Consider the following 25,699-nt stretch of genomic DNA (forward strand, 5'->3'; position numbering starts at 1 on the left):
CTTCTTATCTCGACAGTTGTAGGGTCTAAATATGCAAACTGAAAAATCAATAAATGTGCTAGGCGAGAAACTGGAAACTTGTGGCACGGATCCGGAAACCGGTTTTTATCGTGATGGTTGCTGCAATACCGGGCCGGATGATCATGGTTCCCATACTGTTTGTGCGGTTGTCACCGACGAATTTTTGGAGTTTTCCAAGGCTCGCGGGAACGATCTGAGCACGCCGGTACCGGCTTTCGGATTCCCGGGCTTGAAGGCCGGAGACAACTGGTGCCTGTGTGCTGCTCGTTGGCATGAAGCGTTTGAAGCGGGCAGTGCGCCCAGAGTGCGGCTGCGTGCCACGCATCAGGCGGCCTTGGAACACTGTGCCCTCGAAAACCTGAAAGCCCACGGTGTAGATCTCAGTTAATGAGCTCTGGAACCTTAACGCCGACGCCGGATGTCGATGCCTGGCGCTCATTGCAATCTGGCCTTGCGGCCCGAGGTGAGCGTCGCCTGGTGTTACTGGAAGGCCGGCGTGATAGTGCCTTGCAGTGGCTGCAGGCACTTCTTCCCGATATCGGATTGGAAGGCGGGCTCTGGGTTGGAGAGGCTGGTGATGCCCCGAATGAGCGCCTGGCCAGCATTGAGCCAGCGAAGGCTCGGCAGTGGCTGGGTCGCGAAACACCGTTGATTGTGTGGGATGGATGGCGGGGTAATCCGCCCGATGCTTTTGCGGCGCTTTCGGGCACGCTGACAGCTGGCGGGTTGTTGTTCTGGTTGATGCCTGCTTTGGATGAGTGGATTTGTTTTGCTGATCCGGATTACGCGAGAACCGGCCTGGATCAGGGGCAGCCCCATCCATTTGCTGAACGCATGGCGGGCACTTTGGCGGCAGACTCTTCGGTAATCCGGGTGCGTATGGGCTCGCCAAAGGCACTGACCCTCCCGGAACTACCTTCGCCAACCACTGACTTCAGGGTCGCTACGACACCCGATCAGCAGCAGTTGATTCGTACGCTGGTAGCGTTCGGGCTTGGGCGTCGTCGCCGGCCGTTGGTGGTGACGGCAGATCGCGGACGGGGTAAGTCCGCAGCACTGGGAATGGCCGCCGCGCAACTACTGCAACAGGGGCGCCGACAAATTCTTGTCACTGCGCCTGCAAGGGAAAATGTAAACGCCCTGTTCGCGCATGCCCGGGAGAGTCTGGGCGCTGAGGTGTTGCAGGTTGGTGACGACAGCCTTGAAACGTTGTCTGGCGCACAATTGCGATTTCTTCGGGTCCGGGATCTGCTGCGGGAAAAGCCAGAGGCTGAAGTGGTTCTGGTGGACGAAGCGGCAGCCATTCCGGTCTCCCTGCTGAAACGTGTTCTTCTTGGCTGGCCCCGGGTTGCTTTTGCTTCCACAGTCCACGGCTACGAGGGCGCCGGGCGTGGGTTTGCTATTCGATTCCGTCAGATTCTCGACCAGGCAACGCCGCAGTGGCAAGCACAAACCCTTACGCAACCTGTGCGCTGGGCCGAAGGGGATCCGCTGGAGGCTCTGATATCCGATCTGTTTCTGCTGGGCGCCGATCATGACCCGGTTGAGTTGCCGAAAACCGGGGCTTCCGAAGTCGTGATCGAGCCCTGGCAGCCTGGCCAGGCTGCGGAGGCGGAACTTGCTGATGCATTTGGTTTGTTGGTAAACGCCCATTACCGGACAACACCGGCCGACCTTCGGCAATGGATGGACGACCCTTCAGCGAGAAGCTGGCGCGCCTCTGTAAATGGTGAAACGGTTGGCGTGCTTTGGGGCGCCGTGGAGGGCGGGCTGAGCAGTGAGTTGGCAGAACAGGTAGCCAGCGGCAAGCGCCGGATTCGCGGGCATCTCTTGCCCCAGTCACTGGCCAGCCACAGCGGTTTTCCGGAGGCCGCCAGCCAGTGCGGTTTGCGGATTATCCGGGTTGCGGTTTCAGCGCACGCGAGACGTTCAGGTATCGGGCGCAGTCTGCTTGTTGCTGCGGCGGCCGGCGCAGAACAGGAGGGGCTGGACTTTACAGGCACCAGCTTCGGCGGTAGTTCGGATCTTTATGCGTTCTGGGTTTCTTGCGGACTGGAGTTGGTGCGCATAGGGCTGCAACAGGAGGCCTCTAGCGGAGAATATCCGGTACAGATGGTTCTTCCCCATAGTGTTGCTGGGCTATCTCTGGTTCGGCAAGTACAGATACGGCTGGCAAGGCACTGGCTCGCCCTGGTGCCACTGAACTGGAGAGACCTCGAACCCGGGCTGTTGGTGGGCATGACAGCTGGCCTGCCGTCAGGATTCCGGCCAGATGCAGCGGATATGCGGGATCTTCAGAACTTTAGCGACGGCCACAGAGGCTTCCGGCTGATGGTGCCGGTGCTGAGGGATCTGAGCCAGGCCCAGGGCGTTATGGGCTGGTTTCGCGAGCATGCAGAGCTGAGTATCTGGTGTCGGGCCGTACTGCAGGGCTGGAGTTGGTCAGAGCTGCAGGGCGAAGGGCTGTGTTCCGGCCAGCGCGATGGCGAGAATCGTTTGCGCGCAATGGTCCGTGAACTTCTTCAGAACGGGCCGGAGTTGTGAACCGCTCGATTTAATTGTGGCGGCCCCCTGCTCAGAATAGGCTCCACTTATCTGACAGAGACTGTTCGCTATGGCCAAGGGATCCGGCTTCTCAAAATACGCCATCCTGTTCTCTTCTGTTCTGCTCGCTTCAGCGTTTACTGCTCTTCCCGGGTGCGCATCGCGAGAGGCCCCTGCCAATCTGGATCCTCAGGCTGAAAATACATCCGGCTCGGCTCTGTATCGAGCTGCAGCTGAAGGCGATTTTGAAGCCGTAAGCGCCCTGACAAAGTCGGGTGCGCCCCTGAACACGCTGACCGGAAACGGCACACCCCTGATGGCTGCCGTCCGCGCCCGTGCTGACCGAATTGCATGGTATCTGCTGAGCAAGGGGGCAGCTCCCGACCTTGCTGAGACCAGTCAGGTTACACCCTTGATGATGGCTTCGGAGCAGGGTGATCGCCGGCTTGTGCGTTTGCTGTTATCGGCCGGTGCCGGGGTGAATGCTACGGATATACAGGGGAATACACCGGTGATGCGTGCGGCAGAGCAGGGCCAGTTATCTGTTGTGAAGGTTTTGCTGGCAGCGGGAGCAAACGTTAATGTGAGCCAGGGAGGCGAGTCACTGCTGATGAAAGTCGTTTCCACGGGTGACCTGCTGACGGCTGAAATGCTGTTGGCTGCAGGCGCGGATGTAAACTACCGGGCAGACGGTGGTGCCAGTGCATTGGACTTGGCCCGGCTCCGTAACCATCAGGACCTGGAAATGTTGCTGGTACAGGCCGGGGCCGAACTTTAAAAATGCATTGTCGGCCCCCGTTATTCCAACTGCATGGGATCGGTCTGATCGTTCCATACGGGCAGGAAATGAGCGTCAATAACCGCGTCGGGCACCTCTTCGATTCGGGCGAAAGACCAGGTCGGGTTCTGGTCCCTGTCAATCAGCCGGGCCCGGATGCCTTCGGTGAGGTCGGGCCTGCGCACGCACTCCCAGACCATGGCGAGCTCCATGCGGAACACATCTTTCAGTGACATCTGCTGGGCCTTTTTGAGCTGATTCCAGATTAACAGGGCGGAAACCGGGCAGCCCCCTTTCAGCGTTTTCATGCAGGCTTGCCACCATTCACTGTCTACGCGAGCGGCTAACAGCTGATCGACGATCTCCTGCAGGCTGACACCGGCGCATAGCCTTGCAATATTCCGCTCGTGTAATTCCAGCTGGCCGGCGGGCAGCGCACGATAATCCTGCAGCTCGAGTTGCTGCAGCAAGCGGAACAGACGGCTGTCGTCAGACGCTCTATGACCGCTCCAGCGTTCTTCCTGCAGTCGAGATAACAGGCTTTGCTGATCATTGGATGGCAGGGCCATATCAGCAAGGCCGACGCGCAGTGAATCTGTAATATTGAGACGGCAACCTGTCAGGCCCATAAACAATCCCAGGCGCCCCGGCAGGCGATTCAGAAACCAGCTTGAGCCAACGTCCGGGAAAAGACCAATGGAGATTTCCGGCATAGCCAGAGTGGCGTCTGGTGTTAATAGCCGGTACCGGCAGGCAGAAAATAGCCCCAGGCCGCCTCCCATAATAATGCCGTGTCCGATGCCAACAACGGGTTTGGGAAACCTGTGCACCGTGTAGTCCAGTGCGTATTCGTGGCGGAAGACACTGAATGCACCTTCGGGATCGTCAGCGCCCGTTAATGATCGATACAGAGCCCGTATGTCTCCGCCTGCGCAAAAGCTCTTTTCGCCCGCTCCCCTTATGATTACAACACAGATGCGCTCATCGACAGCCCATCGCTCCAGGCTGTCCCTGATAGTGATGATCATTTCCTCAGTGAGTGCATTCAATGTGGCGGGGGAATTCAGGGTTAACAAGCCAATACGGCCTTCGTGACAAGGGAGTTCCTGAACCTCTACAGACATTAATGGCGTCTCCGGACGGTAAAATAATCCCTGGTGCGTGGTTTGTTCGTACAGTCTATATAACCGGATAAAAGTTAAATGAAGACGAATGCCGAACCAGGTGCATTGATCTATGGCATTTGCGCAATTGTATGACTGTGCTATAAGTTTCAGCCAGTTGCTGTCCGGTTCAGAATACCGGTTTGAAAACTTGAAACGATGACGAGAGGTTAACCATAATGAAACTTAAACACTACGCTGTTGCAGGTCTTTTTGCACTGAGTGCCGCTGTTCCTGCCGTATCTTCCGCTGCCGGTGATGTCGCTGCGGGCAAGGCAAAGTCTGCGGTTTGTGCTGCTTGCCACGGCCAGAACGGGATTGCCCAGATTCCGATGTACGCCAACCTGGCGGGCCAGCACGAGCAGTACCTGGCTTCTGCGCTCAAGGCATACAGAAGCAAGGAGCGCAACGGTGGCATGGCAGCCATCATGCAGGGTCAGGCTGCAGGGTTGAGTGATGAAGATATCGCCAACCTGGCAGCCTACTACGCAAGCCTGCCAGCTGGCGGTAAGTAAGCGTTACCCATCAGCACAGCAGCTCAGGCTGCTGTGCTGATGATTCGATAACTCGGTCGATAGGCCGATGTACTTGGCAGCTTCATGCGGTTCTGAGCAACAAACTGTTCCAGCATCGCCTCCAGAGGCTTGATCAGCGTAGGATCTCCTGCGATCTCAAAAGGCCCTTTTTCCTGCACTTTCCGTATACCGCCTTCCTTTACGTTTCCTGCCACAATGCCACTGAATGCTTTCCTCAGATTAGCTGCAATCATATGCACCGGCTGGTCACGATGCAGCTCAAGAGCGAGCATATTTTCGTGATCAGGCTCGAAGGGTAGCTGGAATACCGGATCAATCTTCAGCATCCAGTTGAAGTAATAAGCATCCTGCATGGCACGACGGAAGGTCTCGACCTCCTTCATGCCTTTTTTCATTGCCCGTGCCACCCGCACTGGGTCATCAATGATGATTTCATACTTTCTGGCGGCTTCATCCCCGAGCGCGTTACGGATGAACTTGTCGATCATCTCGAAATACTCGGCGTTTTCCGGCCTGCCAGTGAAAACTACCGGAAAGGGAAGGTCTGCATTATCCGGATGCAGAAGGATGCCGAGAAGGTAGAGGATTTCTTCGGCGGTGCCCACGCCACCGGGGAAAACGATTACGCCATGACCGCAGCGCACAAAGGCTTCCAGGCGCTTTTCGATATCCGGCATGATCACCAGTTCGTTAACGATGGGGTTGGGTGCTTCTGCGCCGATGATGCCCGGCTCGGTAATACCGATATAGCGGCCGTTTTTTATCCGCTGCTTGGCATGGGCGATGGTGGCTCCCTTCATCGGCCCTTTCATGGCGCCCGGTCCGCAGCCTGTGCAGATACTCAGTTCCCGCAGTCCAAGCTGGTGGCCTACTTCTTTGCTGTACTGGTACTCTTCATGGCTTATGGAGTGACCGCCCCAGCAAACAATCAGGTCTGGCTGGCGGCCTGGCTGCAATACTCTGGCATTGCGCAAAATGTGGAACACCATGTTGGTAAGATCATCTGGCTCATTACTTTTCAGAATCCGGGCAAACTGCGGTGTGGAGTGGGTGTAAACAATGTCCCTCAGAACGGAGAACAGGTGCTCACGAATTGCCCTGAGCATTTCATCATCCACAAACGCGTGTGCCGGGGCGTTGATCAACTCCAGCTTCAGGCCCCTGGGCTGAGGTATCAGGCGAATATCAAAATCAGCATGAGCCTCCATCAAATCCTGGCAGTCATCGGTCACGACACCGGTATTCAGCACCGCCAGAGCGCATTGTCGGAACAGCCGGTACAAGCCGCCTTCACTGCGGTCTTTCAGCAGGTTAACCTCGTGATTGGAGAGTATTTCCAGGCTGCCCTCAGGTGATACTAGGGCATTGATGGTGCGTTCGGTCATGAAGGGAAAAGCTCCTGAGTGTTGCGGTAATACCCGATTTTGCGGCATGGCAGCGAAACGTTACACTACGCGCCCCGCTGATAATACACCATCCGACCAAACGCCGATTTATGAAGCTGCTTATTCGCCCCGCCCCGGAAGTTGCCATCAAGAGTAAGCCTGTTCGCCGCAGGCAGATGCGCCATCTGCGTCAGAACATTCGTAAAGTTCTGGCGCGGTTGGATCACGACATTGTTGTGGAAGGCAGCTGGGACAAAGTGGAGGTAGAGGTTCCCGGTGGCCGGAGCCTGGCCGGCCCGGTGGTAGAGGCGCTTTTACGTATTCCAGGTATTTCCACCATTCAGGAGATCGTAGCGTTTCCATTAGTCAGCCTTGATGATATTGCAGAGAAAACTGTCGCAGCCTATACCGGCCGCCTCGATGGCAAGACATTTGCTGTCCGGGTTCGTCGCCATGGCGAGCATGATTTTCGTTCAATCGATCTTGAGCGCCTGGCTGGAGGGGCTTTGATGCAGGCAGCTTCCGATGCCCGCGTTGATCTGAGGTCACCTGAGGTGGAGGTGCGCATCGAGGTGCGGGATGACCAGTTCCACATTGCCCATCGCAGACATCGCGGCCTTGGAGGTTACCCCCTGGGCAGTGTCGAAAACGTAATGACGTTGGTGTCAGGAGGCTATGATTCTTCAGTAGCCGCTTACCTGATGCTTCGCAGGGGCTTGCGCAGCCATTTCCTGTTTTTCAACCTGGGCGGTGTGGCTCACGAAGTGGGTGTGCGGCAGGTTGTGCACTATCTGTGGGATCGCTACGGAGCTTCGCACAGTGCCAAATTCATTTCCGTGCCCTTTGACGGTGTGGTGGAAGAAATCAGGCGGTCGGTGGGTCACCGACACTGGGGTGTGGTGCTGAAGCGGCAAATGCTGAAGGCGGCCAGCGAGATTGCACGAAACAACAATGCAGTTGGCCTGGTAACCGGTGATGCCGCAGCACAGGTGTCGAGCCAGACCCTGACCAACCTGAATGTGGTGGACCGGGCCAGCGACGAGGTAGTTCTGCGCCCACTGATTGCCATGGACAAGGAAACAATCATAAGTATTGCCCGGGAAATCGGCACAGAATCCTATGCCCGAAATATGCCCGAGTACTGTGGGGTAATCTCCCAGAAACCTGCCACCCGGGCCCAACTGAGCCGAGTGGAGGAAGATGAGGCGGCTATGGACCCACTGGTACTGGCGCGTGCCATTGAAGCCCGTGAAGAAACACAGGTCAGCGAGTTGCTGGAAACCACTACGACTCCGGAAGATGTAGATCTGGTAAAAACGCCGGCTGTCAGCGATGTGATCATTGATCTGCGCCACCCTGAAGAAGGTGAGCAATCCCCGTTGAAGCTGACTGGCAACGAGATCCTGAAAATTCCGTTTTACGAATTGAACCGGCGTTGGTCAGAACTCCCCGCTAACAGGGAGTACCTGCTGTACTGCGATCGCGGCACCATGAGCCGAATGCATGCGGTGCATCTGAAGGCTGAAGGGCACGCAAACATCAAGGTTTACGCACCCGCCTCATAGTGCCTCAGCCGAACATCCCCTTGAAGAACTGCTGAACGTTCTCGCTCAGAGTGTCCAGATCGTATCCGCCCTCCTGAACGACCAGTGTTGGAAGGCCAAGCTGGCGCATGTGAGTGCTGAGCCTGCAGAATCCTTCTGAAGATACCGATACCTTGGCCTGGGGATCGTCTTTATAGATGTCGAAACCCAGAGTCAGTATCAGTGCATCCGGCTGGAAAAGCCGGATGGCAGCCATGGCCTCCTCAAGCTTCCCGAAGAAGTCTTCTTCGGAGGAACCGTGTGGCATTGGCATGTTGATGTTGTAACCAAAACCTTCGCCCTCGCCACGTTCATTCTCGAAGCCTGTAACCACGGGGTAGAAGTTGGTCGGGTCACCGTGAATGGATATATAAAGAACATCGCTGCGATCATAGAAAATTTCCTGGATACCCTGGCCGTGGTGCATGTCGGTATCCAGAATGACCAGCCGAGGAAACCGGGATTTCATGTGTTCGGCTGCAATAGCGGCATTGTTGAGATAGCAGAATCCGCCTGCAGAGTCCTTGCGAGCATGGTGCCCGGGTGGCCGGCAGACAGCATAGGCTGTGCGATCGCCGGCCATTACCGCATCTGCAGCACCGAGTGCGGTCTGTGCAGACCAATACGCTGCGTGCCATGTATGCTCACCGATGGGGCTGCTGCCGTCGGCCTGATATCGGGCGGCTTCCGCGAGAATGCCTGTCAGGTGATTCGGAGAGCGGACAAAGATATTGGATATTACCTCCTCGCCCCAGTCGTCCATTTTCATCCAGCGGCGGTGCGCCGACTCGAGAAATCGCAGATATCCCAGATCGTGTACTCTGGAAATCGGCCCCGCGCCATGATCTGAAGGCTGCAATACCGGTACACCCATTGCTTTCAGGCCTTCCAGCATCTGGCTGGTGCGATCTGGCACCTCCTGAGGCTGACGCATCTGGCCCCTGGTGAAATAGGTTCGGGGTGAGTGCTTGTCTTGCGCGGGATGGAAGAATGCTTTCATGATCCGAACTCCTGAATTTCCGGTTCTATTGATATAGGCACTGGGAGTATAGGTACAGATAGATGATGGTCAAAAGCCGGGCTGTCGACTTTACAGGTAGAGTTTCAGCATCCACTATGGAAGACATATTCAAATGACGCAACCGTGCACTTTTACAGGTGCAGTTACTGACATAACAGGAGCCGAAATGATCGAGTCACCACTGCTGGAAAAGCTGACTGGCTACATCGGCGGTCGCTGGACTGACAACGAACAGGGCAGCACCTTTGATGTATATAACCCGGCAACGGGTGAGGTAATTGCCCAGGTTGCCTCCATGCCTGAAAGTGAAGTGAAAGCGGCTGTTGAGGCAGGTAAGTCTGCGCTCCACCTGACAAACCCTTACTCCATCGAAACCCGCAGGAAATGGCTGGAAGATATCCGCGATGCGCTGAAGGCAAACAGGGAAGAAGTGGGCCGGATTCTGTGTATGGAGCATGGCAAGCCCCTGAACGAGGCCCAGGGTGAAGTGGATTACGCTGCCGGCTTTTTTGACTACTGCTCCAAACACATTCAGGCGCTGGATGCTCATACGCTTCCGGAAACCCCTAAAGACTGCAACTGGACCGTGCACTATCGGCCAATTGGCGTTGCTGCGCTGATCACTCCCTGGAACTTCCCCATCGGCATGATCGCCAAAAAGCTTTCTGCTGCTCTCGCAGCGGGTTGCCCGTCAGTTATTAAACCGGCCAGCGAAACACCTTTGACCATGATTGCCCTGTTCAAGCTGATGGACAAGCATGTGGATTTGCCTGATGGCATGGTGAACCTGGTAATGGGCAAGGCCAGCGTGATCGGCAAGGTACTGTGCGAAAGCCCGGATGTGCCCATGCTGAGCTTTACCGGCTCAACGGAAGTGGGCCGCAAGCTGATTGTGGATACCGCTGATCAGATCAAGAAACTCGCGCTGGAGCTGGGCGGCAATGCGCCGTTTATCGTGTTTGACGATGCGGATCTGGACGCGGCGGCAGACAATCTCATTGCCAACAAATTCCGTGGTGGCGGGCAGACCTGCGTCTGTGCAAACCGGGTTCTTGTTCATGAAAAGGTGATGGATACTTTTGGTAAAAAGCTTGCAGAACGCGTTAACAGGATGACCGTGGGCGATGGTATTGCAGGCGATGTCGACATTGGCCCGCTGATCAATAAAGCAGGTTTCGACAAGGTTAAGCGTCATCTGGAAGATGCTCTTGAGAAGGGCGCATCACTGATTGCTGGCAAACAGCCCGGCGATTTGGGCGACGGCCATCTTTTCTTCCCTCCAACAGTTGTCTCCGGCGTAACGCGGGACATGTGCTGCTTCCGGGAAGAAACCTTCGGGCCGCTGGTTCCGATGGCAAGTTTTCGAACGGAAGACGAAGTTATTGAAGCCGGCAACGATACTGAATTCGGTCTGGCTTCCTACGTTTTCACCGCGGATGCAGAGCGCGCCCAGCGAGTTGCTGCCGGCCTCAGGTTTGGCCATGTAGGCTGGAATACGGGCACAGGGCCTACGCCTGAAGCTCCATTTGGTGGCATGAAGGCTTCTGGCACCGGTCGCGAAGGCGGGCATGAGGGGTTGTTCGAGTTTGTTGAGGCGCAAACCGTGCCAAGAGGTTTCTGATTTCAGTACGGCACTTTTAAACAAAGAAGGCGAGCCTGTAGCTCGCCTTCTTTGTTTCTGACAGTTGTTCAGGGTTTAAAAATAACCTTTACAGAGCTGTCCACGTCGGTTTCATCGATATAGCCAATCCCGCCAGGCGTTGATGCGACCTGCGCCTTCATAGCAGCTTCGCTGCCGGCTTCTTGTGGAGGCTGACCGCGGCCAGTGAACACTTGTTTGGACCAGAACGCCTTGAGCTGGGCATCGTTCCGCCCGGTTATCTTGTCGTGGAACTGGGCGCGAACCTGGTTTCCCTCCGGCAGCTCGAATGGTGTGGCCTTTTGACCGTTTGGCAGTTCTTTGCTGCGGTTCAGATACAGATCACGCACTTGATTGTTAGTAATGCTGTCCGGGCCAGCAGGATTGCCAATAATAACGACGTCAGCCTGCAACAGAGGGCTGCAAAGAAGGCCGGCGAGCAAAAAAAATACGTATTTTTTCATGTCGGGCCCCCTCAGAATGCAGCGTCGAGTTTAACGGTGTAGACGTTGGTGCTGTCGTCATCGCTGGTAAGAACAAAGGCGGGGTTCAGGCCGCCAGCAGCGTTGTCGAAGCCGGTAACGTGAGTTACGTCGCCTTTGATGGCCACGCCTGGTGTGATGTCCCAGCGAACACCCAGGCTGTACTCGTTACGGCGGGTGTTGAGTATGGATTCAGGAACGGCCGGAACCGGAGTAGGTGAGCCCTGGGCCAGGAAGGCGCCTGTTCGCTCATCATCATCCTGGCTTTCGATCCAACCGATAACCGCGTACGGGGTAAGTGATCCGAATCGACGACCGACCGAAATATAAGCGGAGTCTGTATCGGCAAACTTTCCGTCCAGCTCGGCGCGCGTTACTTCGGAGATGATCTGCCAGATGCCGTTATCGTAACCCAGACCAATGCCATAGAAGTTTCCGCGAGCTTCTTCCGCAAGCACCGACTGCCCTGGAACCAGTTGCAGCCCATTGGCTGCCGCGATGGCAGCGAGGCGTGTTGCATCCACTGTTGCTTCCGCAGTGGCCGCTACGCCACGCAGCGTCCAGACGTAATCGGTCCAGCTCAGGGTAAGGCCGACGGTGTTGCGGAACTCAACCTGCGATGTGTCACCCTCTTCATCGGTGAAACCTGTAAAAACTTGTGTGGTCAGCGCCGAGTTATCAAGATTCAGTGTATAGGTGGCATCCGCACCTACATAGCTTTTGATGGTTATCGGGCCATAGACGCTTTGTGGTGGCCGCGCCCAGGGCTGGGAGTAGCCTACTTCCAGTGAATCGGAATACATGAACATCGGCAGGCGCATTTTACCTGCGCGTAATTGCAGGTTGTTGGTGGGCCGGTGGCTCAGGTAAGCCCACTCAATCTCCGGGTCCCAGTCATCAGCACCACGGCCGACTAACTGCAGAACCGCCTGGCTTTTTTCGGTCACATCAAACGTGCCCTGCAGTGCGATCAGGCTCAGATCTGCCACATTGGTATCTTCTGTTATGCCAGCATACCCTGCGTCGTTGCTGGCTCGCGCTACACCAGTACTAAAAAAGCCGTTGAAGCGAACACGGTCATTTTTAGCAGCATTCAGCTGTTGCTGCATGGAGTCAAGCTGCTGCTGCATGCGGTCCAATGTGTCTTCAGTGCTCTGTGCAGATGCGGAACTCGCAGCGATGGCCAAGGCTAATGGAGCGAGGTGTAGCAGTTTTTTCATAGATTTTCGATCCGTAAGGTTTTCGGGTTTTCGTAGTTTGTTTACACGCGGAACTGGCTGGCAACGGTCTGAAGACCATTGCTGACGCCCTGGATATCCCGGCTGACGGTATCCAGCTCATCGGTACTTTCCATCACGGCTTCAGCATTTCGGTGCATATCCGTCATGTATTTGGTGACTTCGTTGAACGTTGTACTTTGTTCATAGGTAGCGGCAGCGATTTGCTCATTGAGCTCGCTGATCTGTTGTACGTTCTGCAAAATACGAGAAAGTATTTCACCGGATTCGGTCGTCGCTTCCACGCCTTCATGGGCCTTGCTTACGCTGGCCTTCATGGAGGTAACCGCAGAAGACGAAAGCTTGGAGAGTTCTGAAATCACGCCCTGGATTTCTTCCGTTGCCTTGTGGGTGCGTACCGCCAGACCTCGCACCTCGTCTGCCACAACTGCGAAACCGCGGCCATGCTCACCCGCACGGGCGGCCTCAATGGCAGCGTTCAGGGCCAGCAGGTTGGTTTGTTCTGCAACGGTTTGAATGGTGTCCAGCAAACCGCCGACACGGGCGGAGAACTCATCAAACTGATTGACCAGGCCAGCGGTCTTTTCAATGTCACTGACCAGTTCACGAATGGTTGCCACATTATTCTGGACTTTCTCTTGCCCTGACTGTGCGAAACGGGCCGCATCCTGAGTCTGGTCCGAGGCGCTTGAGGCAAAGCCCGCCACCTCTTCGACGCTTTTTACCAGCTCATCAACAGAGTTGCGGGTAGAGGAAATGGCCTGAGCCTGGCTGCTGATGCGCTCAAGGTTCGCCCGGCTGGCTTCAGTCAGATGGCCGGTGGCCGTGTTGAGGCCGTGCACATCGCCGCTGATGGTGGCAAAAGAGTTATGCAGCTTGGCAACGAACAGGTTGAACTGGTTAACCAGCTCCCGGAGCTCGTCCCGGCCTTCGTAGTTCAGGCGGCGAGTCAGGTCGCCTTCGCCAGAGGCCATGTTTTTCAGAGAATCGATAATCTGGGTAAGGCTGGAGGATATTGAGCGCCCGATCACCAGGCTGATTGTGATCAGTGCAATTACGGCAACCACCAGAATAATCAGAGCCAGGGTCTGAGCTTTACTCGAAGCTTCAACAGTTTCCGAGATGGCACTCTGAAATTTTGCCCGGTTGCTTTCCAGCATTGCGTTCAGGCCCGATTGCAATTGCTCAAGGCGTTCTGCATTACGCGCTGCATCGTCGCCGATGCGGCTGAAGTCGGCCGAGCCATCAATAATGGTAGTCGCAATACGGGTGGCGTTTTCGTAGTAGGTGCCCAGATCACGGCTGAGCTTCCGGATAGTTTCGGTCTGGGAGGGGTTTAGTTCCGCAATTTCCTCCAGGTTATTCTGAATAATGTCGCGATACGCACGGGTTGCTTCCAGTTGCTGGTCGTCCCCCGTGGTAACCGAACCACTGATCTGCTGTTCCATCAGCTTCAGCTGACCTTCATTGATGGTGGTCAGTTCCAGGGTTGGATAAAGGCGATCTTTTACCTCGCTCAGGCGATCAGAGTTGGATCGCTCGGTTATAAAGGCAAAAACCTGACTGATGAGGAACGCGAGAATGGCAATGCCAACAAGCAAGCCAAGCTTTTGTGATATTTTCAGCGATGACAACATAGTCTTTTCCTGACTTGGTAACCCGGGTTCGCGGCGCGAGTCTATAGGGGGCGATTGAATGACAAAACGGTAATTGTGTTTCGTACTGTTATATTCTGTTGTCGACGAATCAGGTCACAATTTGACTAAAAGACGAATTGGAATTCATGGTTCAGGAGGGATCAGGGCAGTCTTTGCCCCGAGTTGTTATAATCTTCAACCTGAATACCCAACACACCGGACTGCAGCGAATTCTCCATGGATGTCTCCCACATAATCGATTCCCTGAATGATGCCCAGCGTGAGGCGGTTACGGCCCAGAACGACCATTTACTCGTTCTGGCGGGTGCCGGGAGCGGCAAAACCCGGGTGCTGGTGCACCGGATCGCCTGGCTGATGCAGGTGGATCGTGTTCCGCCTACGGGGATTCTGGCGGTCACTTTTACCAACAAGGCCGCTAAAGAGATGCGTTACCGCATCGAGCAGATGATGAACATTCCGGCGCGAGGCTTGTGGTTTGGCACATTCCACGGCATTGCCCACCGATTGCTGAGGGCGCACTGGAAAGATGCCGGCTTACCAGAGAACTTTCAGGTGCTGGACAGTGATGACCAACTGCGGATGGTCAAGCGGGTGATGCGGGAGGCACAGATTGATGAGAGCCAGTTCCCGCCAAGGCAGGCCCAGTGGTTTATCAGTAGCCAGAAAGACGAAGGCTTGCGAGCCGATCATATCCAGGAAAACCCCGGTGACCATTTCACATCGACCATGCTGAAGGTTTACCGTCGTTACGAGCAGCTTTGTCAGCAGAGTGGTCTGGTGGATTTTGGCGAGTTGCTGTTGCGTTCCCACGAGCTCTGGCTGCATCGCCCTGAGTTGTTGGCTCACTATCAACAGCGCTTCCAGCATATTCTGGTGGACGAGTTCCAGGACACCAACACGATTCAGTACGCCTGGCTGCAGGTGCTCGCCAGTAACCGGGTTCCTATTACCGTGGTGGGCGACGATGATCAGTCCATATACGGCTGGCGTGGTGCGAAAATCGAGAACATCCAGCAGTACCAGCGGGATTTCCCTAACGCCCGGTTGGTGCGCCTGGAGCAGAACTACCGCTCGACGCAGCTGATACTGAAAGCCGCCAATTCGGTGATTGCCAACAACCAGGGTCGGCTGGGTAAAGAGCTCTGGACCGATGGCGTAGAAGGCGAACCCATCAGCCTGTATGCCGCGTTTAACGAGCAGGATGAGGCCAACTACATTGCCGACAGTATCTCCAGCTGGGTAGATGAGGGGAACCTGCGCAGCGAATCCGCAATCCTTTACCGTTCCAACGCCCAGTCCCGCGTGCTGGAAGAGTCCCTGATGCGTCAAGGCATACCGTATCGCGTATACGGCGGCCTGCGTTTCTACGATCGTCAGGAAATCCGCAATGCCCTGGCATACCTGCGGCTGGTTCATTATCGCCGCGATGATGCAGCCTTCGAACGGGTGGTGAACGTGCCGACACGGGGTATCGGGGCCAAGAGCCTGTCAGAGCTACGTGAATACGCAAGCAACCAGAGCATTTCCCTATGGGAATCCGCCGAGCGCTTGCTGGAAGCCGGACAGGTGAAAGGCCGGGCGAAAACCGGCTTGCAAAAATTCATAGATATCATTGAAGAGTTGTCTGCAAAGGCGGAAGAAGCGTCGCTTCACGGCCTCATGAAAGAGACCATCGAAGCCAGCGGCCTGAAGGACTACCACGCCAGTGAAAAAGGCGAGAAGGCCCAGGCCAAGGTTGAGAACCTGGAAGAGCTGGTTAACGCTCTTGCAGACTTTCAAGTGGAAGACGGGGTTGATCCGCTTTCGGAGTTTATCGCCCAGGCTGCACTGGATGCCGGCGAATCCCAGGCGGGCGACCACGAAGACAGCGTACAGCTGATGACACTGCATTCCGCCAAGGGGCTGGAATTTCCTCTGGTGTTCCTTGCCGGTGTTGAAGAAGGACTGTTTCCCCACAGCATGTCTCTGGAAGAGCCAGGGCGTATGGAGGAAGAGCGACGGTTGGCCTACGTGGGCATCACTCGCGCCATGAAAAAGCTGGTGATCACTTACGCGGAATCTCGCCGGCTTTATGGGCAGGAGAAGTTCCACGCGCTTTCCCGCTTCGTCCGGGAGATACCAAGTGATTGTCTGCAGGAAGTACGGTTACGCAACACGGTAACCCGGCCTGCAATGCTTGAACGTCCGAACGAAGGGCTGTTCAGCCAGGATTCCGCCAAGCAGTCCGGCTTCAGCCTGGGGCAGCGGGTTCGGCATCCGAAATTTGGGGAAGGTATTGTTCTGAATGCCGAAGGCAGCGGGCACCATACGCGAGTACAGGTGAACTTTGATGAAGGGGCCAAGTGGTTAGTATTGGCCTATGCACCTTTAGAGGCCTGCTAGAAATCTTCGGGAGCGCAGGCTGGGGTGGGGCTTTTCAAAACTGTGCGGAGCCATGGATGGCGGAGCCCAAGCGTCACATGGATGTGCCGCAAGGAGCGTGTTTTGAAAAGCCCCACCCCAGCCTGTGCTTCTTACGCGGAGCTTAATAGCGATTACATCAGCACCGCGTAAATCACCCCAGCCAGAAGAATCCTGTAGATAACGTAAGGCCACATGCCAACGGTGTTCAACCATTTCAGAAAGAAGTGGATCGCGGTAATGGCCATCAGGAACGACGTTACCCCGCCAATCAGAAAGCCACTCCAGTCCACAATGACGTCTGAAGTTGCCACTTCCAGCAATTTCACGGCAGATGCCAGCACGATAATGGGAATAGCCAGCAGGAAGGAGAAGCGAGACGCGGTTTCTCGGCTCATGCCCAGAAACAGGCCGGCGGTGATGGTGACGCCGGAACGGGAGGTGCCAGGAACCAATGCAATAGCTTGGGCAATACCTACCAGCAGGGCGTCTTTCCAGTTCAGAGAATCCATCGCGCGCTGGCGTTTGGGCAGCCAGTCGGCAAGGCCCAGAAGCAGGCCAAAAATCAGGGTGGTGAAGAAGATGACCTCCACTGCCCGCAGTTCATTATCGATCATGTCCAGCAATGCCAGCCCGGCAAGGCCGGCAGGGATGGTGCCGATCACCAGATACCAGGCCAGGGCACCCTGGCCGGTTATTTTACGCTGGGCAACCGAGATCAGGCCGTCTCTGGCGATACCGAATACATCCCGGCGAAAGTAAAGTACCACCGCCAGCAGGGTGCCGATGTGAACGGAGAGATCAAAGCCTACGCCCTGATCGTTCCAGCCAAAAAACGCCGGAGTCAGGATCAGGTGGGCAGAGCTGGAGATGGGCAGGAATTCGGTCAGTCCCTGGAGAAGGCCAAGGAAAAGAGCCTGGTAAAAATCCATTCTTTTGATTCCGTTCGGGTCAGAAGTTCAGGGCGCAAGGCGATAAGAAGATGGGCGGGATATTAGCAGGGTGGTCGTTGGCTTAACAGTTCTCCGGCCCGCGAAGGAAGCGCGCACCGGAGAACAGTGGGTTATGCCGGGAATTTATCCCGGGTGTTGTTGGCGATTTTCACCAGCATCAACATCAAGGGCACTTCTACCAGCACGCCAACAACCGTTGCCAGAGCTGCACCGGATTGCAGGCCGAAAAGGGCAATGGCTGCGGCTACCGCCAGTTCAAAAAAATTGCTGGCACCGATCATGGCGCCGGGGGCGGCGATGCAGTGGCGAACATTCCACAGTCTGGCCCAGCCGTAGGCGATGAAGAAAATCAGCACCGTCTGGATGATCAGTGGTACGGCAATCAGCGCAATGTGCAGCGGGTTTTCCAGAATGACCTCGCCCTGAAAGGCGAACAGCAACACCAGGGTGACAATCAGCGCCGCGGGTGTAATCGGCCCCAGCCGTTTCATGAATACCTCGTCGTACCATTGTTCGCCACGGCGGGCGATCAATGTGCGGCGGGTGAGGTAGCCGGCAGCCAGCGGGATCACGATATACAGCACAACCGACAGGATCACCGTATCCCAGGGCACCTGGATGTCGGAAATACCCAGCAGGAAAACTACAATAGGCGCGAAGGCAAACAGCATGATGATGTCGTTCAGGGATACCTGCACCAGCGTGTAAGCGGCATCGCCTTTGGTCAGGTAGCTCCACACAAACACCATGGCGGTGCAGGGGGCCGCACCCAGAAGAATGGCGCCAGCCAGGTATTCGCTGGCCAGTTGCGGGGCAATCCAGGGCTCAAATACAACCATCAGGAAAAACCAGGCGATGGCGAACATGGTAAAGGGTTTGATCAGCCAGTTGACGACGGTGGTGATGGCCAGCCCTTTGGGTTCCTTGCGCACACCCACGATGGCGCTGAAATCAATCTGCGCCATCATCGGAAAAATCATCGCCCAGATCAGAATGGCGATAGGAATAGATACCTGAGCATATTCGAAGCGGGACAATGTCTCTGGTATTCCGGGTGCAAACTGACCCAAGGCCACGCCGGCGATAATAGCCAGGGCCACCCAGACCGACAGAAATCGACCGAACAGGTCCATGCCACCCGAGTTGTTTTCAGGTTTTGCGGCTTCTGCGTTGTTGCTCATGGCTGTTCCTCAGATAGACCGCTGGTTTACACGTTTTGACAGCTCTTCTGCGCTCTCCTTGCGTTCGGAGTAACGGTCAGTCAGGTAGTCACTGCGGTCGCGCACCAGTAGAGTGAACTTCACCAGCTCTTCCATCACATCCACGATGCGGTCGTAGTAAGGCGACGGTTTCATGCGATCCTTGTCATCAAACTCCATGTAGGCTTTTGGCACCGACGACTGGTTCGGGATGGTTACCATTCTCATCCACCGGCCCAGCACCCGCAGCTGATTCACCACATTGAACGACTGCGAGCCGCCGCACACCTGCATCACCGCCAGGGTCTTGCCCTGAGTGGGGCGAACGGCGCCCATAGACAGCGGAATCCAGTCAATCTGGGTTTTCATGATCCCGGTCATGGCGCCGTGGCGTTCCGGGGAACACCACACCATACCTTCTGCCCACTGCGCCAGTTCCCGCAGTTCCTGAACTTTGGGATGTGAGGCATCTTCGGCATCGGCCAGCGGCAGGCCCCTTGGATTAAAGGTACGGGTTTCGGCGCCCATGGCACTCAGTAAACGAGCCGCTTCTTCAACGGCCAGGCGGCTGAATGAGCGCTCACGTAGCGAACCGTAAATCAGCAGAATGCGCGGTGCGTGGTTTGAGGGCTGCGTTGCGAATACCTGCTCAGCGGTTGGTGGCTGGAACAGGTCCGTGTTGATATTCGGTGTATCGGTCAGCTTCATAGTGCGATTCGGAATTCCTGAAAATGTGTTTAGCCCAGATGTTTCTTGATGTCGGCCGGGCTGGCCACTTTGCCTTCCACCACAATCTGGTCATTCAAAGCCAGGGCGGGTGTGCGCATGATGCCGGCGTCGATGATGTCATTCACGTCGGTGACCTTTTCCACTTCGTAGCTCAGGCCCAACTCATTAGCGGCTTCTTCGGCGTTGGCGGTAAGCTGTTTGCACTTGGCGCAGCCACTTCCATAGATTGTCATTTTCATAGTGATTTCCTTTCGATGTTTGGGGTACGTATCAGAGTGGGCATCAGGCGGACACCCACCAGTTGCCATAAGCAAAACCTGTGATGGTGGCCATCACCACCACCAGCGCGCAGTAAACCAGTGTTTTCTGCGTGCCCAGAATGGTGCGAATAACCAGCATGTTAGGTAATGATAGAGCCGGGCCAGCGAGCAGCAGCGCAAGGGCTGGTCCTTTGCCCATACCGGAACCCATCAGAGCTTCCACTATGGGCACTTCGGTCAGCGTAGAGAAGTACATCAAAGCACCCAGCACCGAGGCAAGTATGGTGGATAGCAGCGAGTTGTCACCAACCGCGATGGCTACCCATTCAGACGGAATCATGCCTTCGTGGCCTGGTCTGCCCAGCGCAAAGCCCGCAACGAATACGCCGGCCAGCAGCAGCGGCAGGATCTGTTTGGCGAAATCCCAGCTTTGTACCGGCCACTCCCGGTCGTCTTCCCGCAGCGTGGCAATCAGCATCAGCCCACCGATGCCGATCACGAACGGTAACTCGGGTATGCCGGGTGCCATTATGGCGATAACAGCAATGACGGCGCCCAAGATCAGTAGTTGCGCCGGGGGCCAGTTCCAGCGCCAGACCAGCAAGCCACCCAGGGCCGCTGCCAGTGCGGCGGTGATCGGCCATTTTAGTGCGTGAATGGCCATCCAGGTATCGCTGTCGGCTGCCGCCCAGTTGGCGAACACCAGAATGCCGACCATCAGGGCAAAGAACAGGGCGATGATGCCGACGGGTTTTTCCGCACTGTCGTCACCAAAGCCTCGGGCATTTGAGACTGAGCGTTGGGCTTCTTCCTTGCGATAGATCAGGTGCATGATGGCACCAATCACTATGGCAAAAATGATAGCACCGACGGCCCGGGCAAGGCCGATTTCAGCACCCAGTACCTTGGCGGTTACTACAATGGCCATGATATTGATGGCGGGGCCGGAATAAAGAAAGGCTACTGCAGCTCCCAGGCCGGCACCGCGGCGATAGATGCCGCCAAAAAGCGGCAGCACGGTGCAGGAGCAGACAGCCAGCAAGGTGCCGGACACAGATGCCACAGTAAAGGCAACGGGCTTGGGGGCGGCGGGGCCGAGATAACGCATCACCGAACCCTGGCTGATGTAAACCGACATGGCGCCGGCAATCAGGAACGCGGGCAGCAGACACAGGATGACGTGTTCGCGGGCGTACCAGTTGGTCAGACGAAAAGCTTCAAGGATGGCGTTATCAAAACGCTCGGTGCCGGCGGGCAGGAAAAAGATAGCCAGAAACGCCAGTATCATGAAAAACAGCAGGTTGCCTTCCCGCTGATTGCCCCGGTAAATCTCTAGAAGTTTTTCTGTCATGTCGGGTTCCGGTTCCTTGGGTGATGCGTGCAGGCAACCATAGAAGATAAGGGGAATATGTCATCCAGGTGTCTTTACTTTGTAACTTTCAACACCTATTATCGCTAAAAACAGATATATGGCAACCTGTATATGCGAAAAATCATATGAAAAGAAAAGTTCTGTTCATCTGTACCGCAAACAGCGCCCGTTCATTGATGGCGGAGGCACTGTTGAGGCACATGGCCGGAGATCAGTTTGAGGTGGCCAGTGCCGGTACTCAGCCATCTGAGCCCAATCCCCTGGCTTTGCAGGTTTTGCAGGAGGCGGGAATACCCACCGAGGATTTGCAGAGTAAATCGTTGTCGCATTTTCAGAATGAACGCTGGGATTATGTGATCACTCTTTGTGAAAACGCCGCCCGTGAGTGTGTAGCTTTTAGCCAGGGAGCTCAGCAAATCGCCTGGGATTTCCCGGATCCGGCCGCCAGTAACCGCCATGCAACATTTTCTCTGACTCTGAAAGAGCTTAAAGAGCGGATAGGTCTGTTCACTCTGGTGCATCAGAAAGGGACAGCCCTGAAGCCCGAAGTTTATAAACCCGTGACTATATTCAAGGCTCTGGGTGACGATTTGCGGTTGGCTGCCCTGTTGTTGATCCGGGATCAGACCAGGCTTTGCGTGTGCGAATTGACCGAGGCTTTTGGACTGGCGCAGCCGAAAGTCAGCCGCCATCTGGCGATTCTTCGAGATGCCGGGCTGGTCGAAACGGAGCGCCGTGGCCAATGGGTCTATTATTACCTTAATCCCCGGCTACCCGGTTGGGTTTCACGGGTTCTGGATGAAACTGCCCGGAGCAATGGAGGATTGATCGAAACTCCCTTGGTGAAATTGCAGGCCATGGCTGAGCGCCCGGCACTGCAGTGCCCCTGATCATTAACCGGATACACGCGTTTCGAATTTCGCAAGGAGATCGCTATGAACAAGATCAAAGTAGGCATTAACGGATTTGGCCGCATTGGCCGCCTGGCTCTGAGGGCTGCATGGGGCTGGCCGGAACTGGAATTTGTTGCTATTAACGATCCAGGTGCAGACACCCACACGTTCGCCCATCTCCTGAACTTCGACAGTGTTCACGGTCGCTGGGACCATGAGGCCGAGGCCAGCGGTGATGAGATCGTCATCGAGGGCAGGCGCATCACCGTTACCCACAACAAGGCTATCGGCGACACCGACTGGTCTGGTTGCGATGTGGTGATCGAAGCCAGTGGCGCGAACAAGAAGGTAGCGGTATTGCAGGGTTATCTGGATCAGGGCGTGAAACGCGTGGTGGCTACCGCGCCGGTGAAGGAGGAGGGGGCCAGGAACATTGTCCTGGGTGTGAACGAGCACATTTTCGATCCGGCCACCGACCGTATTCTTACCGCCGCTTCGTGCACCACCAACTGTCTGGCGCCAGTGGTCAAAGTTATTCATGAGAAACTCGGCATCAAGCATGGCTCTATCACTACCATTCACAGCCTGACCAACACCCAGACCATCATCGACGCGCCCCACAAGGATCTGCGCAGGGCCCGGGCCTGTGGCAGTTCGTTGATTCCCACCAGCACCGGCTCTGCTACTGCGATCATCGAGATCTTCCCGGAGCTGAAGGGGCGGCTGGATGGTCACGCCGTGCGGGTCCCCTTAATCAACGCGTCGTTGACCGACTGTGTGTTTGAAGTTGAAACGCCAACAGATCGTGACACCGTGAACCGGTTGCTGAAAGAAGCCGCCGAGGGCGAACTGAAGGATATTCTGGGTTACGAAGAGCGCCCGCTGGTGTCCATCGACTACAAGACCGATCCGCGCTCATCCATTGTTGATGCGCTGTCCACGCTGGTGATCAACGGCACCCAGGTGAAGATCTACGCCTGGTACGACAATGAATGGGGTTACGCCAACCGCACCGTAGAACTGGTGCGCAAGGTAGGGGCTGCCTGATATGAGCGCAGCCATCCGTCAGTACCTGGTGATTACCGGTAACTACTGGGCGTTCACCCTGACGGATGGCGCCCTGCGCATGCTGGTGGTGCTGCATTTCCACCAGTTAGGCTATTCGCCTCTGGAAATCGCCCTGTTGTTTATTTTTTACGAGTTCTTCGGGGTGGTGACCAACCTGGTGGGCGGCTATCTGGGTGCCCGCATGGGGCTGAATCGCACCATGAATATCGGGCTATTTCTGCAGATTGCGGCGCTGGCCATGCTGGCAGTGCCTGCAGCCATGCTGACCGTACCCTGGGTGATGGCGGCGCAGGCTTTGTCCGGTATTGCCAAAGACCTGAACAAGATGTCGGCCAAGAGCGGCATCAAACTGCTGGTGCCGGATGACCAGCAGGGTAAGTTATACAAGTGGGTGGCTATCCTGACCGGGTCGAAGAATACCCTGAAAGGGGTGGGCTTTTTCCTCGGCGGTGTATTGCTGATGTCGACCGGTTTTACCGGGGCGGTCATTATCATGGCGGCGGCACTTGGGTTGGTGTGGTTGGCCAGTCTGTTTCTGCTCAAGCAGGAACTGGGCAAGAGCCAAGCCAAGCCGAAGTTCCGCGAGATCCTGTCAAAAAGCCGCGCCATTAACGTGCTGTCCGCTGCCCGCATGTTTCTGTTCGGCGCCCGGGATGTCTGGTTTGTGGTGGCTCTGCCGGTCTATCTCCATACTGTCTTCGGCTGGGATTTCTGGAAAGTGGGAGGCTTTATGGCTACCTGGGTCATTGGCTATGGCTTTATCCAGACGGTCGCTCCCCGGATTACCGGCAATTTGGACAATAAACAGTCTGCCGTGTTCTGGGCCGCTGCCTTGGCACTGATTCCCGCCGCCATCGCCATTGGCTTGATGGCGAGCTGGTCGCCCCAAATCGTGGTTATCGGTGGTCTGCTGATATTCGGCGTGCTGTTTGCCATCAACTCCTCCCTCCACAGCTATCTGATTGTCAGCTATGCCCGGGGTGATGGCGTGTCGCTGGATGTGGGCTTCTACTACATGTCCAATGCGGCAGGTCGGCTTCTGGGAACTATCTTGTCCGGTTGGGTCTATCAGAATTATGGCCTTGAGGCCTGTCTGTGGATTTCTGCTGGGCTCGTGGCGATGGCTGCTTTGCTATCGTTGATGCTTCCCCAGAGGCATAACGCCCTGGCCTGACAGCAGGGAATGGGTCAGAAGCGCAGCACCAGGCCGGCACCGGCTTCAACCTGAAGATAGCCGCTGCTGCGATATCTGATCTCACAGCCGCCGGAACAGAATACCGAGCCGCCGGAGTCGAGGGCGGTGTAGATGCCTCGCAGATCCAGACGCAGGCGCAGTTGTTCGTTGATCAAAAACTGATAACCCCCGCCCAGCGACAGGGAGGCTCGGTGGTGGGTATCGAATGCTGAGTCATCTGGTTCCAGGCGGGCCACGCCCAGTACTCCGGAGGCAAAACCGCCGTAGCTTTTCCCTCCCGGGAAGTAGAGGCCGCCGAATTGCAGCTGGTAAATCGTAACGTCAATGGCCTGTGTGCCGGGTGCGAAAAAGCCGTTGTCGAGCTTTGCCGAGGTTTCCTGTCGGCCGAAATATAACTCTCCCTGAGTGCCTGGGTCCTGCAGATCAAAGTTCAGGATCAGCCCCTGGCTTACGGAGTCTTTAAACCGGACCTGGTCACTGGTGCTGGCACTGGAGGATTCAATATCGATTGAGCTGCCCATTCGGTAGCCCACGAAAGGCGTAATGCTGATATCGGCTGCCGCTGGAACACTTACCAGGGTGAGGCCTGTCGTTAATACGATTAACTGCCTGAAGTTCATGGGTTCCGGATCTCTGTTGTCGCGTTCTGGCCAGGTTGAGCATTATGGTATAACCATTACAGATCCCGGTAACCTTGCCAATAGGCGGGGGTGATCCAATGGAGTGTCGAATCTGATCAGAACGGAGGCGTTCTTTATGCCAGAGCCCAAAGTAGTCGTAACCACCGGGGCCAATCGTGGCATCGGCCTACTGATCACCCCGGAGGAATCCGCGCGTGGGCTGGCGGAACGGATTGCCAGCATGAGCCTGGAGAATACCGGCTCCTTCTGGCACAGCAACGGTGAGGAATTGCCTTGGTGAGCCAGCTTTGATGGGGCTTTTATTGGAAAATGTCAGCGTTGGTGCCCTGAGTGATGTGTCACTCTCGGTGCCCTGCGGGCAGGTGGTTTGCTTGTCTGGCGCTTCCGGCAGCGGCAAGAGTCGCCTACTGCGGGCGGTGGCTGATCTGGAACCCCATGGTGGCAGTATTTGCCTGGCGGGCACCGGACAAATGGATATGCCCGCTCATCAGTGGCGAAGCTGGGTCGTGATGGTGCCGGCAGACAGCCAATGGTGGTTTGATGATGTGGGCGCTCACTTTCCTGCCAAGGCTGGTGACCAATTGCCCGCAGCGTTGGGTTTGCCACCAGAATGCATGGATTGGTCTGTTAGCCGGTTGTCTTCCGGTGAGCGGCAGAGGCTGGCGCTTTGGCGGGCTCTTTCCCTGGAACCTCAGGCATTGTTATTGGACGAACCTACCGCCAACCTGGATGACGAAACCACGAAAGCCATTGAGAACTGGCTGCTCGAAGAAATCCGGCAGCGGCAGCTCGCTACCTTGTGGGTTGCTCATGACGCGGCTCAGATTCAACGTGTAGCCAACGCTCATTATCGCATTCACGGAGCCCGACTGGAGTCTGTTCATGGAAGTGATTGATCTGGCCTGGTGGAAACTCGGGCTGGCGGCTCTGCTGATACTGGC

23 protein-coding genes and 1 pseudogene are annotated in these 25,699 nt (G+C 56.0%); 12 read left to right on the forward strand and 12 right to left on the reverse strand.

Translation table 11 applies throughout. The features are described 5' to 3' along the window. Positions 1 to 31: 31 nt before the first annotated feature. From ACN0RL_RS17015 to ACN0RL_RS17025, 3 genes are all read left to right on the forward strand, one after another. The gene (locus ACN0RL_RS17015; protein ID WP_417518985.1) at positions 32 to 409 is read left to right on the forward strand and encodes a DUF2237 family protein; all 378 of its coding nucleotides are present in this window, start codon (positions 32 to 34) and stop codon (positions 407 to 409) included. Continuing rightward, complete coding sequence (locus tag ACN0RL_RS17020) at positions 409 to 2,565, forward strand: tRNA(Met) cytidine acetyltransferase TmcA (RefSeq protein ID WP_417518987.1); 2,157 nt, start codon at positions 409 to 411, stop codon at positions 2,563 to 2,565. The genes ACN0RL_RS17015 and ACN0RL_RS17020 overlap by 1 nt, the downstream gene beginning before the upstream one ends. A gap of 70 nt (positions 2,566 to 2,635) precedes the next feature. Then, entirely contained in the window at positions 2,636 to 3,343 is a 708-nt protein-coding gene (locus ACN0RL_RS17025) for an ankyrin repeat domain-containing protein (protein WP_417518989.1), read from the forward strand. Positions 3,344 to 3,363: 20 nt separating this feature from the next. Here ACN0RL_RS17025 and ACN0RL_RS17030 read toward each other — a convergent pair whose 3' ends face one another. Further along, positions 3,364 to 4,467 (reverse strand): enoyl-CoA hydratase/isomerase family protein, encoded by a 1,104-nt coding sequence (locus tag ACN0RL_RS17030; RefSeq protein ID WP_417518991.1) that lies wholly within the window; start codon positions 4,465 to 4,467, stop codon positions 3,364 to 3,366. A gap of 218 nt (positions 4,468 to 4,685) precedes the next feature. On the opposite strand from ACN0RL_RS17030, the gene ACN0RL_RS17035 reads away from it, so the two are divergent. Continuing rightward, a complete protein-coding gene (locus ACN0RL_RS17035; protein ID WP_417518993.1) occupies positions 4,686 to 5,021 on the forward strand; it encodes a c-type cytochrome in 336 nt (111 codons plus the stop codon). Between the two features lie 23 nt (positions 5,022 to 5,044). Here the strand turns inward: ACN0RL_RS17035 and ppnN are convergent, their stop codons facing one another. Further along, positions 5,045 to 6,427, reverse strand: coding sequence for a nucleotide 5'-monophosphate nucleosidase PpnN (gene ppnN / locus ACN0RL_RS17040; protein ID WP_417518995.1), 1,383 nt, complete (start codon positions 6,425 to 6,427; stop codon positions 5,045 to 5,047). A 110-nt stretch (positions 6,428 to 6,537) separates the two neighbouring features. On the opposite strand from ppnN, the gene thiI reads away from it, so the two are divergent. After that, on the forward strand, positions 6,538 to 7,992 hold the full coding sequence (gene thiI / locus ACN0RL_RS17045; protein WP_417518997.1) for a tRNA uracil 4-sulfurtransferase ThiI: 1,455 nt from the start codon (positions 6,538 to 6,540) through the stop codon (positions 7,990 to 7,992). Positions 7,993 to 7,996: 4 nt separating this feature from the next. On the opposite strand, the gene ACN0RL_RS17050 is transcribed toward thiI, so the two are convergent. Further along, positions 7,997 to 9,010, reverse strand: a complete 1,014-nt coding sequence (locus ACN0RL_RS17050; RefSeq protein WP_417518999.1) for a histone deacetylase family protein — start codon at positions 9,008 to 9,010, stop codon at positions 7,997 to 7,999. 187 nt (positions 9,011 to 9,197) lie between these two features. Here ACN0RL_RS17050 and ACN0RL_RS17055 point away from each other — a divergent pair, with 187 nt between their 5' ends. Beyond that, positions 9,198 to 10,652 (forward strand): NAD-dependent succinate-semialdehyde dehydrogenase, encoded by a 1,455-nt coding sequence (locus tag ACN0RL_RS17055; RefSeq protein WP_417519001.1) that lies wholly within the window; start codon positions 9,198 to 9,200, stop codon positions 10,650 to 10,652. A 68-nt stretch (positions 10,653 to 10,720) separates the two neighbouring features. On the opposite strand, the gene ACN0RL_RS17060 is transcribed toward ACN0RL_RS17055, so the two are convergent. From ACN0RL_RS17060 to ACN0RL_RS17070, 3 genes are read right to left on the reverse strand one after another with little or no spacing between them, the layout of a single operon-like run. Further along, positions 10,721 to 11,134 (reverse strand): phosphate ABC transporter substrate-binding protein, encoded by a 414-nt coding sequence (locus ACN0RL_RS17060; RefSeq protein ID WP_417519003.1) that lies wholly within the window; start codon positions 11,132 to 11,134, stop codon positions 10,721 to 10,723. An 11-nt stretch (positions 11,135 to 11,145) separates the two neighbouring features. Then, positions 11,146 to 12,372 (reverse strand): hypothetical protein, encoded by a 1,227-nt coding sequence (locus tag ACN0RL_RS17065; RefSeq protein WP_417519005.1) that lies wholly within the window; start codon positions 12,370 to 12,372, stop codon positions 11,146 to 11,148. A gap of 41 nt (positions 12,373 to 12,413) precedes the next feature. After that, on the reverse strand, positions 12,414 to 14,027 hold the full coding sequence (locus ACN0RL_RS17070; protein WP_417519007.1) for a methyl-accepting chemotaxis protein: 1,614 nt from the start codon (positions 14,025 to 14,027) through the stop codon (positions 12,414 to 12,416). A gap of 237 nt (positions 14,028 to 14,264) precedes the next feature. On the opposite strand from ACN0RL_RS17070, the gene uvrD reads away from it, so the two are divergent. Further along, positions 14,265 to 16,430: a DNA helicase II gene (gene uvrD, locus ACN0RL_RS17075; RefSeq protein ID WP_417519009.1), complete on the forward strand. Its 2,166-nt coding sequence runs from the start codon at positions 14,265 to 14,267 to the stop codon at positions 16,428 to 16,430. A 152-nt stretch (positions 16,431 to 16,582) separates the two neighbouring features. Here uvrD and ACN0RL_RS17080 read toward each other — a convergent pair whose 3' ends face one another. From ACN0RL_RS17080 to ACN0RL_RS17100, 5 genes are all read right to left on the reverse strand, one after another. Next, complete coding sequence (locus ACN0RL_RS17080; RefSeq protein WP_417519011.1) at positions 16,583 to 17,380, reverse strand: undecaprenyl-diphosphate phosphatase; 798 nt, start codon at positions 17,378 to 17,380, stop codon at positions 16,583 to 16,585. A gap of 131 nt (positions 17,381 to 17,511) precedes the next feature. After that, positions 17,512 to 18,582, reverse strand: a complete 1,071-nt coding sequence (gene arsB, locus ACN0RL_RS17085) for an ACR3 family arsenite efflux transporter (RefSeq protein ID WP_417519013.1) — start codon at positions 18,580 to 18,582, stop codon at positions 17,512 to 17,514. Between the two features lie 9 nt (positions 18,583 to 18,591). Continuing rightward, on the reverse strand, positions 18,592 to 19,308 hold the full coding sequence (arsH, locus tag ACN0RL_RS17090) for an arsenical resistance protein ArsH (protein ID WP_417519015.1): 717 nt from the start codon (positions 19,306 to 19,308) through the stop codon (positions 18,592 to 18,594). Positions 19,309 to 19,337: 29 nt separating this feature from the next. Then, entirely contained in the window at positions 19,338 to 19,568 is a 231-nt protein-coding gene (locus ACN0RL_RS17095) for a thioredoxin family protein (protein ID WP_417519017.1), read from the reverse strand. 43 nt (positions 19,569 to 19,611) lie between these two features. Next, positions 19,612 to 20,940 carry a permease gene (locus tag ACN0RL_RS17100; protein WP_417519019.1) on the reverse strand — a complete coding sequence of 443 codons (1,329 nt, stop codon included), beginning with the start codon at positions 20,938 to 20,940 and terminating at the stop codon, positions 19,612 to 19,614. Between the two features lie 146 nt (positions 20,941 to 21,086). Between ACN0RL_RS17100 and ACN0RL_RS17105 the strand changes: the two genes are divergently transcribed. The 3 genes from ACN0RL_RS17105 to arsJ are packed head-to-tail and all read left to right on the forward strand — an operon-like array spanning position 21,087 to position 24,096. Beyond that, a complete protein-coding gene (locus ACN0RL_RS17105) occupies positions 21,087 to 21,851 on the forward strand; it encodes a metalloregulator ArsR/SmtB family transcription factor (RefSeq protein WP_417519021.1) in 765 nt (254 codons plus the stop codon). Between the two features lie 45 nt (positions 21,852 to 21,896). Continuing rightward, positions 21,897 to 22,901 carry an ArsJ-associated glyceraldehyde-3-phosphate dehydrogenase gene (locus tag ACN0RL_RS17110; protein ID WP_417519023.1) on the forward strand — a complete coding sequence of 335 codons (1,005 nt, stop codon included), beginning with the start codon at positions 21,897 to 21,899 and terminating at the stop codon, positions 22,899 to 22,901. Position 22,902: 1 nt separating this feature from the next. Further along, entirely contained in the window at positions 22,903 to 24,096 is a 1,194-nt protein-coding gene (arsJ, locus tag ACN0RL_RS17115) for an organoarsenical effux MFS transporter ArsJ (protein WP_417519024.1), read from the forward strand. A gap of 14 nt (positions 24,097 to 24,110) precedes the next feature. On the opposite strand, the gene ACN0RL_RS17120 is transcribed toward arsJ, so the two are convergent. After that, positions 24,111 to 24,737, reverse strand: a complete 627-nt coding sequence (locus ACN0RL_RS17120) for a hypothetical protein (protein WP_417519026.1) — start codon at positions 24,735 to 24,737, stop codon at positions 24,111 to 24,113. Positions 24,738 to 24,921: 184 nt separating this feature from the next. Here ACN0RL_RS17120 and ACN0RL_RS17125 point away from each other — a divergent pair. Beyond that, positions 24,922 to 25,038 (forward strand): annotated as a pseudogene (locus ACN0RL_RS17125) (short-chain dehydrogenase); the annotation flags it as partial. A 22-nt stretch (positions 25,039 to 25,060) separates the two neighbouring features. Continuing rightward, positions 25,061 to 25,654: an ABC transporter ATP-binding protein gene (locus tag ACN0RL_RS17130; RefSeq protein WP_417519028.1), complete on the forward strand. Its 594-nt coding sequence runs from the start codon at positions 25,061 to 25,063 to the stop codon at positions 25,652 to 25,654. Positions 25,655 to 25,699: the final 45 nt, after the last annotated feature.

The organism is Marinobacter sp., from assembly GCF_048259445.1.
Lineage (GTDB): Bacteria > Pseudomonadota > Gammaproteobacteria > Pseudomonadales > Oleiphilaceae > Marinobacter.

Bases quoted from the DNA above. Each gene is read 5' to 3' on its own strand.
- ACN0RL_RS17015 (WP_417518985.1), top strand. From the start codon at position 32: ATGCAAACTGAAAAATCAATAAATGTGCTAGGCGAGAAACTGGAAACT.
- ACN0RL_RS17020 (WP_417518987.1), top strand. From the start codon at position 409: ATGAGCTCTGGAACCTTAACGCCGACGCCGGATGTCGATGCCTGGCGC.
- ACN0RL_RS17025 (WP_417518989.1), top strand. From the start codon at position 2,636: ATGGCCAAGGGATCCGGCTTCTCAAAATACGCCATCCTGTTCTCTTCT.
- ACN0RL_RS17030 (WP_417518991.1), bottom strand. From the start codon at position 4,467: ATGTCTGTAGAGGTTCAGGAACTCCCTTGTCACGAAGGCCGTATTGGC.
- ACN0RL_RS17035 (WP_417518993.1), top strand. From the start codon at position 4,686: ATGAAACTTAAACACTACGCTGTTGCAGGTCTTTTTGCACTGAGTGCC.
- ppnN (WP_417518995.1), bottom strand. From the start codon at position 6,427: ATGACCGAACGCACCATCAATGCCCTAGTATCACCTGAGGGCAGCCTG.
- thiI (WP_417518997.1), top strand. From the start codon at position 6,538: ATGAAGCTGCTTATTCGCCCCGCCCCGGAAGTTGCCATCAAGAGTAAG.
- ACN0RL_RS17050 (WP_417518999.1), bottom strand. From the start codon at position 9,010: ATGAAAGCATTCTTCCATCCCGCGCAAGACAAGCACTCACCCCGAACC.
- ACN0RL_RS17055 (WP_417519001.1), top strand. From the start codon at position 9,198: ATGATCGAGTCACCACTGCTGGAAAAGCTGACTGGCTACATCGGCGGT.
- ACN0RL_RS17060 (WP_417519003.1), bottom strand. From the start codon at position 11,134: ATGAAAAAATACGTATTTTTTTTGCTCGCCGGCCTTCTTTGCAGCCCT.
- ACN0RL_RS17065 (WP_417519005.1), bottom strand. From the start codon at position 12,372: ATGAAAAAACTGCTACACCTCGCTCCATTAGCCTTGGCCATCGCTGCG.
- ACN0RL_RS17070 (WP_417519007.1), bottom strand. From the start codon at position 14,027: ATGTTGTCATCGCTGAAAATATCACAAAAGCTTGGCTTGCTTGTTGGC.
- uvrD (WP_417519009.1), top strand. From the start codon at position 14,265: ATGGATGTCTCCCACATAATCGATTCCCTGAATGATGCCCAGCGTGAG.
- ACN0RL_RS17080 (WP_417519011.1), bottom strand. From the start codon at position 17,380: ATGGATTTTTACCAGGCTCTTTTCCTTGGCCTTCTCCAGGGACTGACC.
- arsB (WP_417519013.1), bottom strand. From the start codon at position 18,582: ATGAGCAACAACGCAGAAGCCGCAAAACCTGAAAACAACTCGGGTGGC.
- arsH (WP_417519015.1), bottom strand. From the start codon at position 19,308: ATGAAGCTGACCGATACACCGAATATCAACACGGACCTGTTCCAGCCA.
- ACN0RL_RS17095 (WP_417519017.1), bottom strand. From the start codon at position 19,568: ATGAAAATGACAATCTATGGAAGTGGCTGCGCCAAGTGCAAACAGCTT.
- ACN0RL_RS17100 (WP_417519019.1), bottom strand. From the start codon at position 20,940: ATGACAGAAAAACTTCTAGAGATTTACCGGGGCAATCAGCGGGAAGGC.
- ACN0RL_RS17105 (WP_417519021.1), top strand. From the start codon at position 21,087: ATGAAAAGAAAAGTTCTGTTCATCTGTACCGCAAACAGCGCCCGTTCA.
- ACN0RL_RS17110 (WP_417519023.1), top strand. From the start codon at position 21,897: ATGAACAAGATCAAAGTAGGCATTAACGGATTTGGCCGCATTGGCCGC.
- arsJ (WP_417519024.1), top strand. From the start codon at position 22,903: ATGAGCGCAGCCATCCGTCAGTACCTGGTGATTACCGGTAACTACTGG.
- ACN0RL_RS17120 (WP_417519026.1), bottom strand. From the start codon at position 24,737: ATGAACTTCAGGCAGTTAATCGTATTAACGACAGGCCTCACCCTGGTA.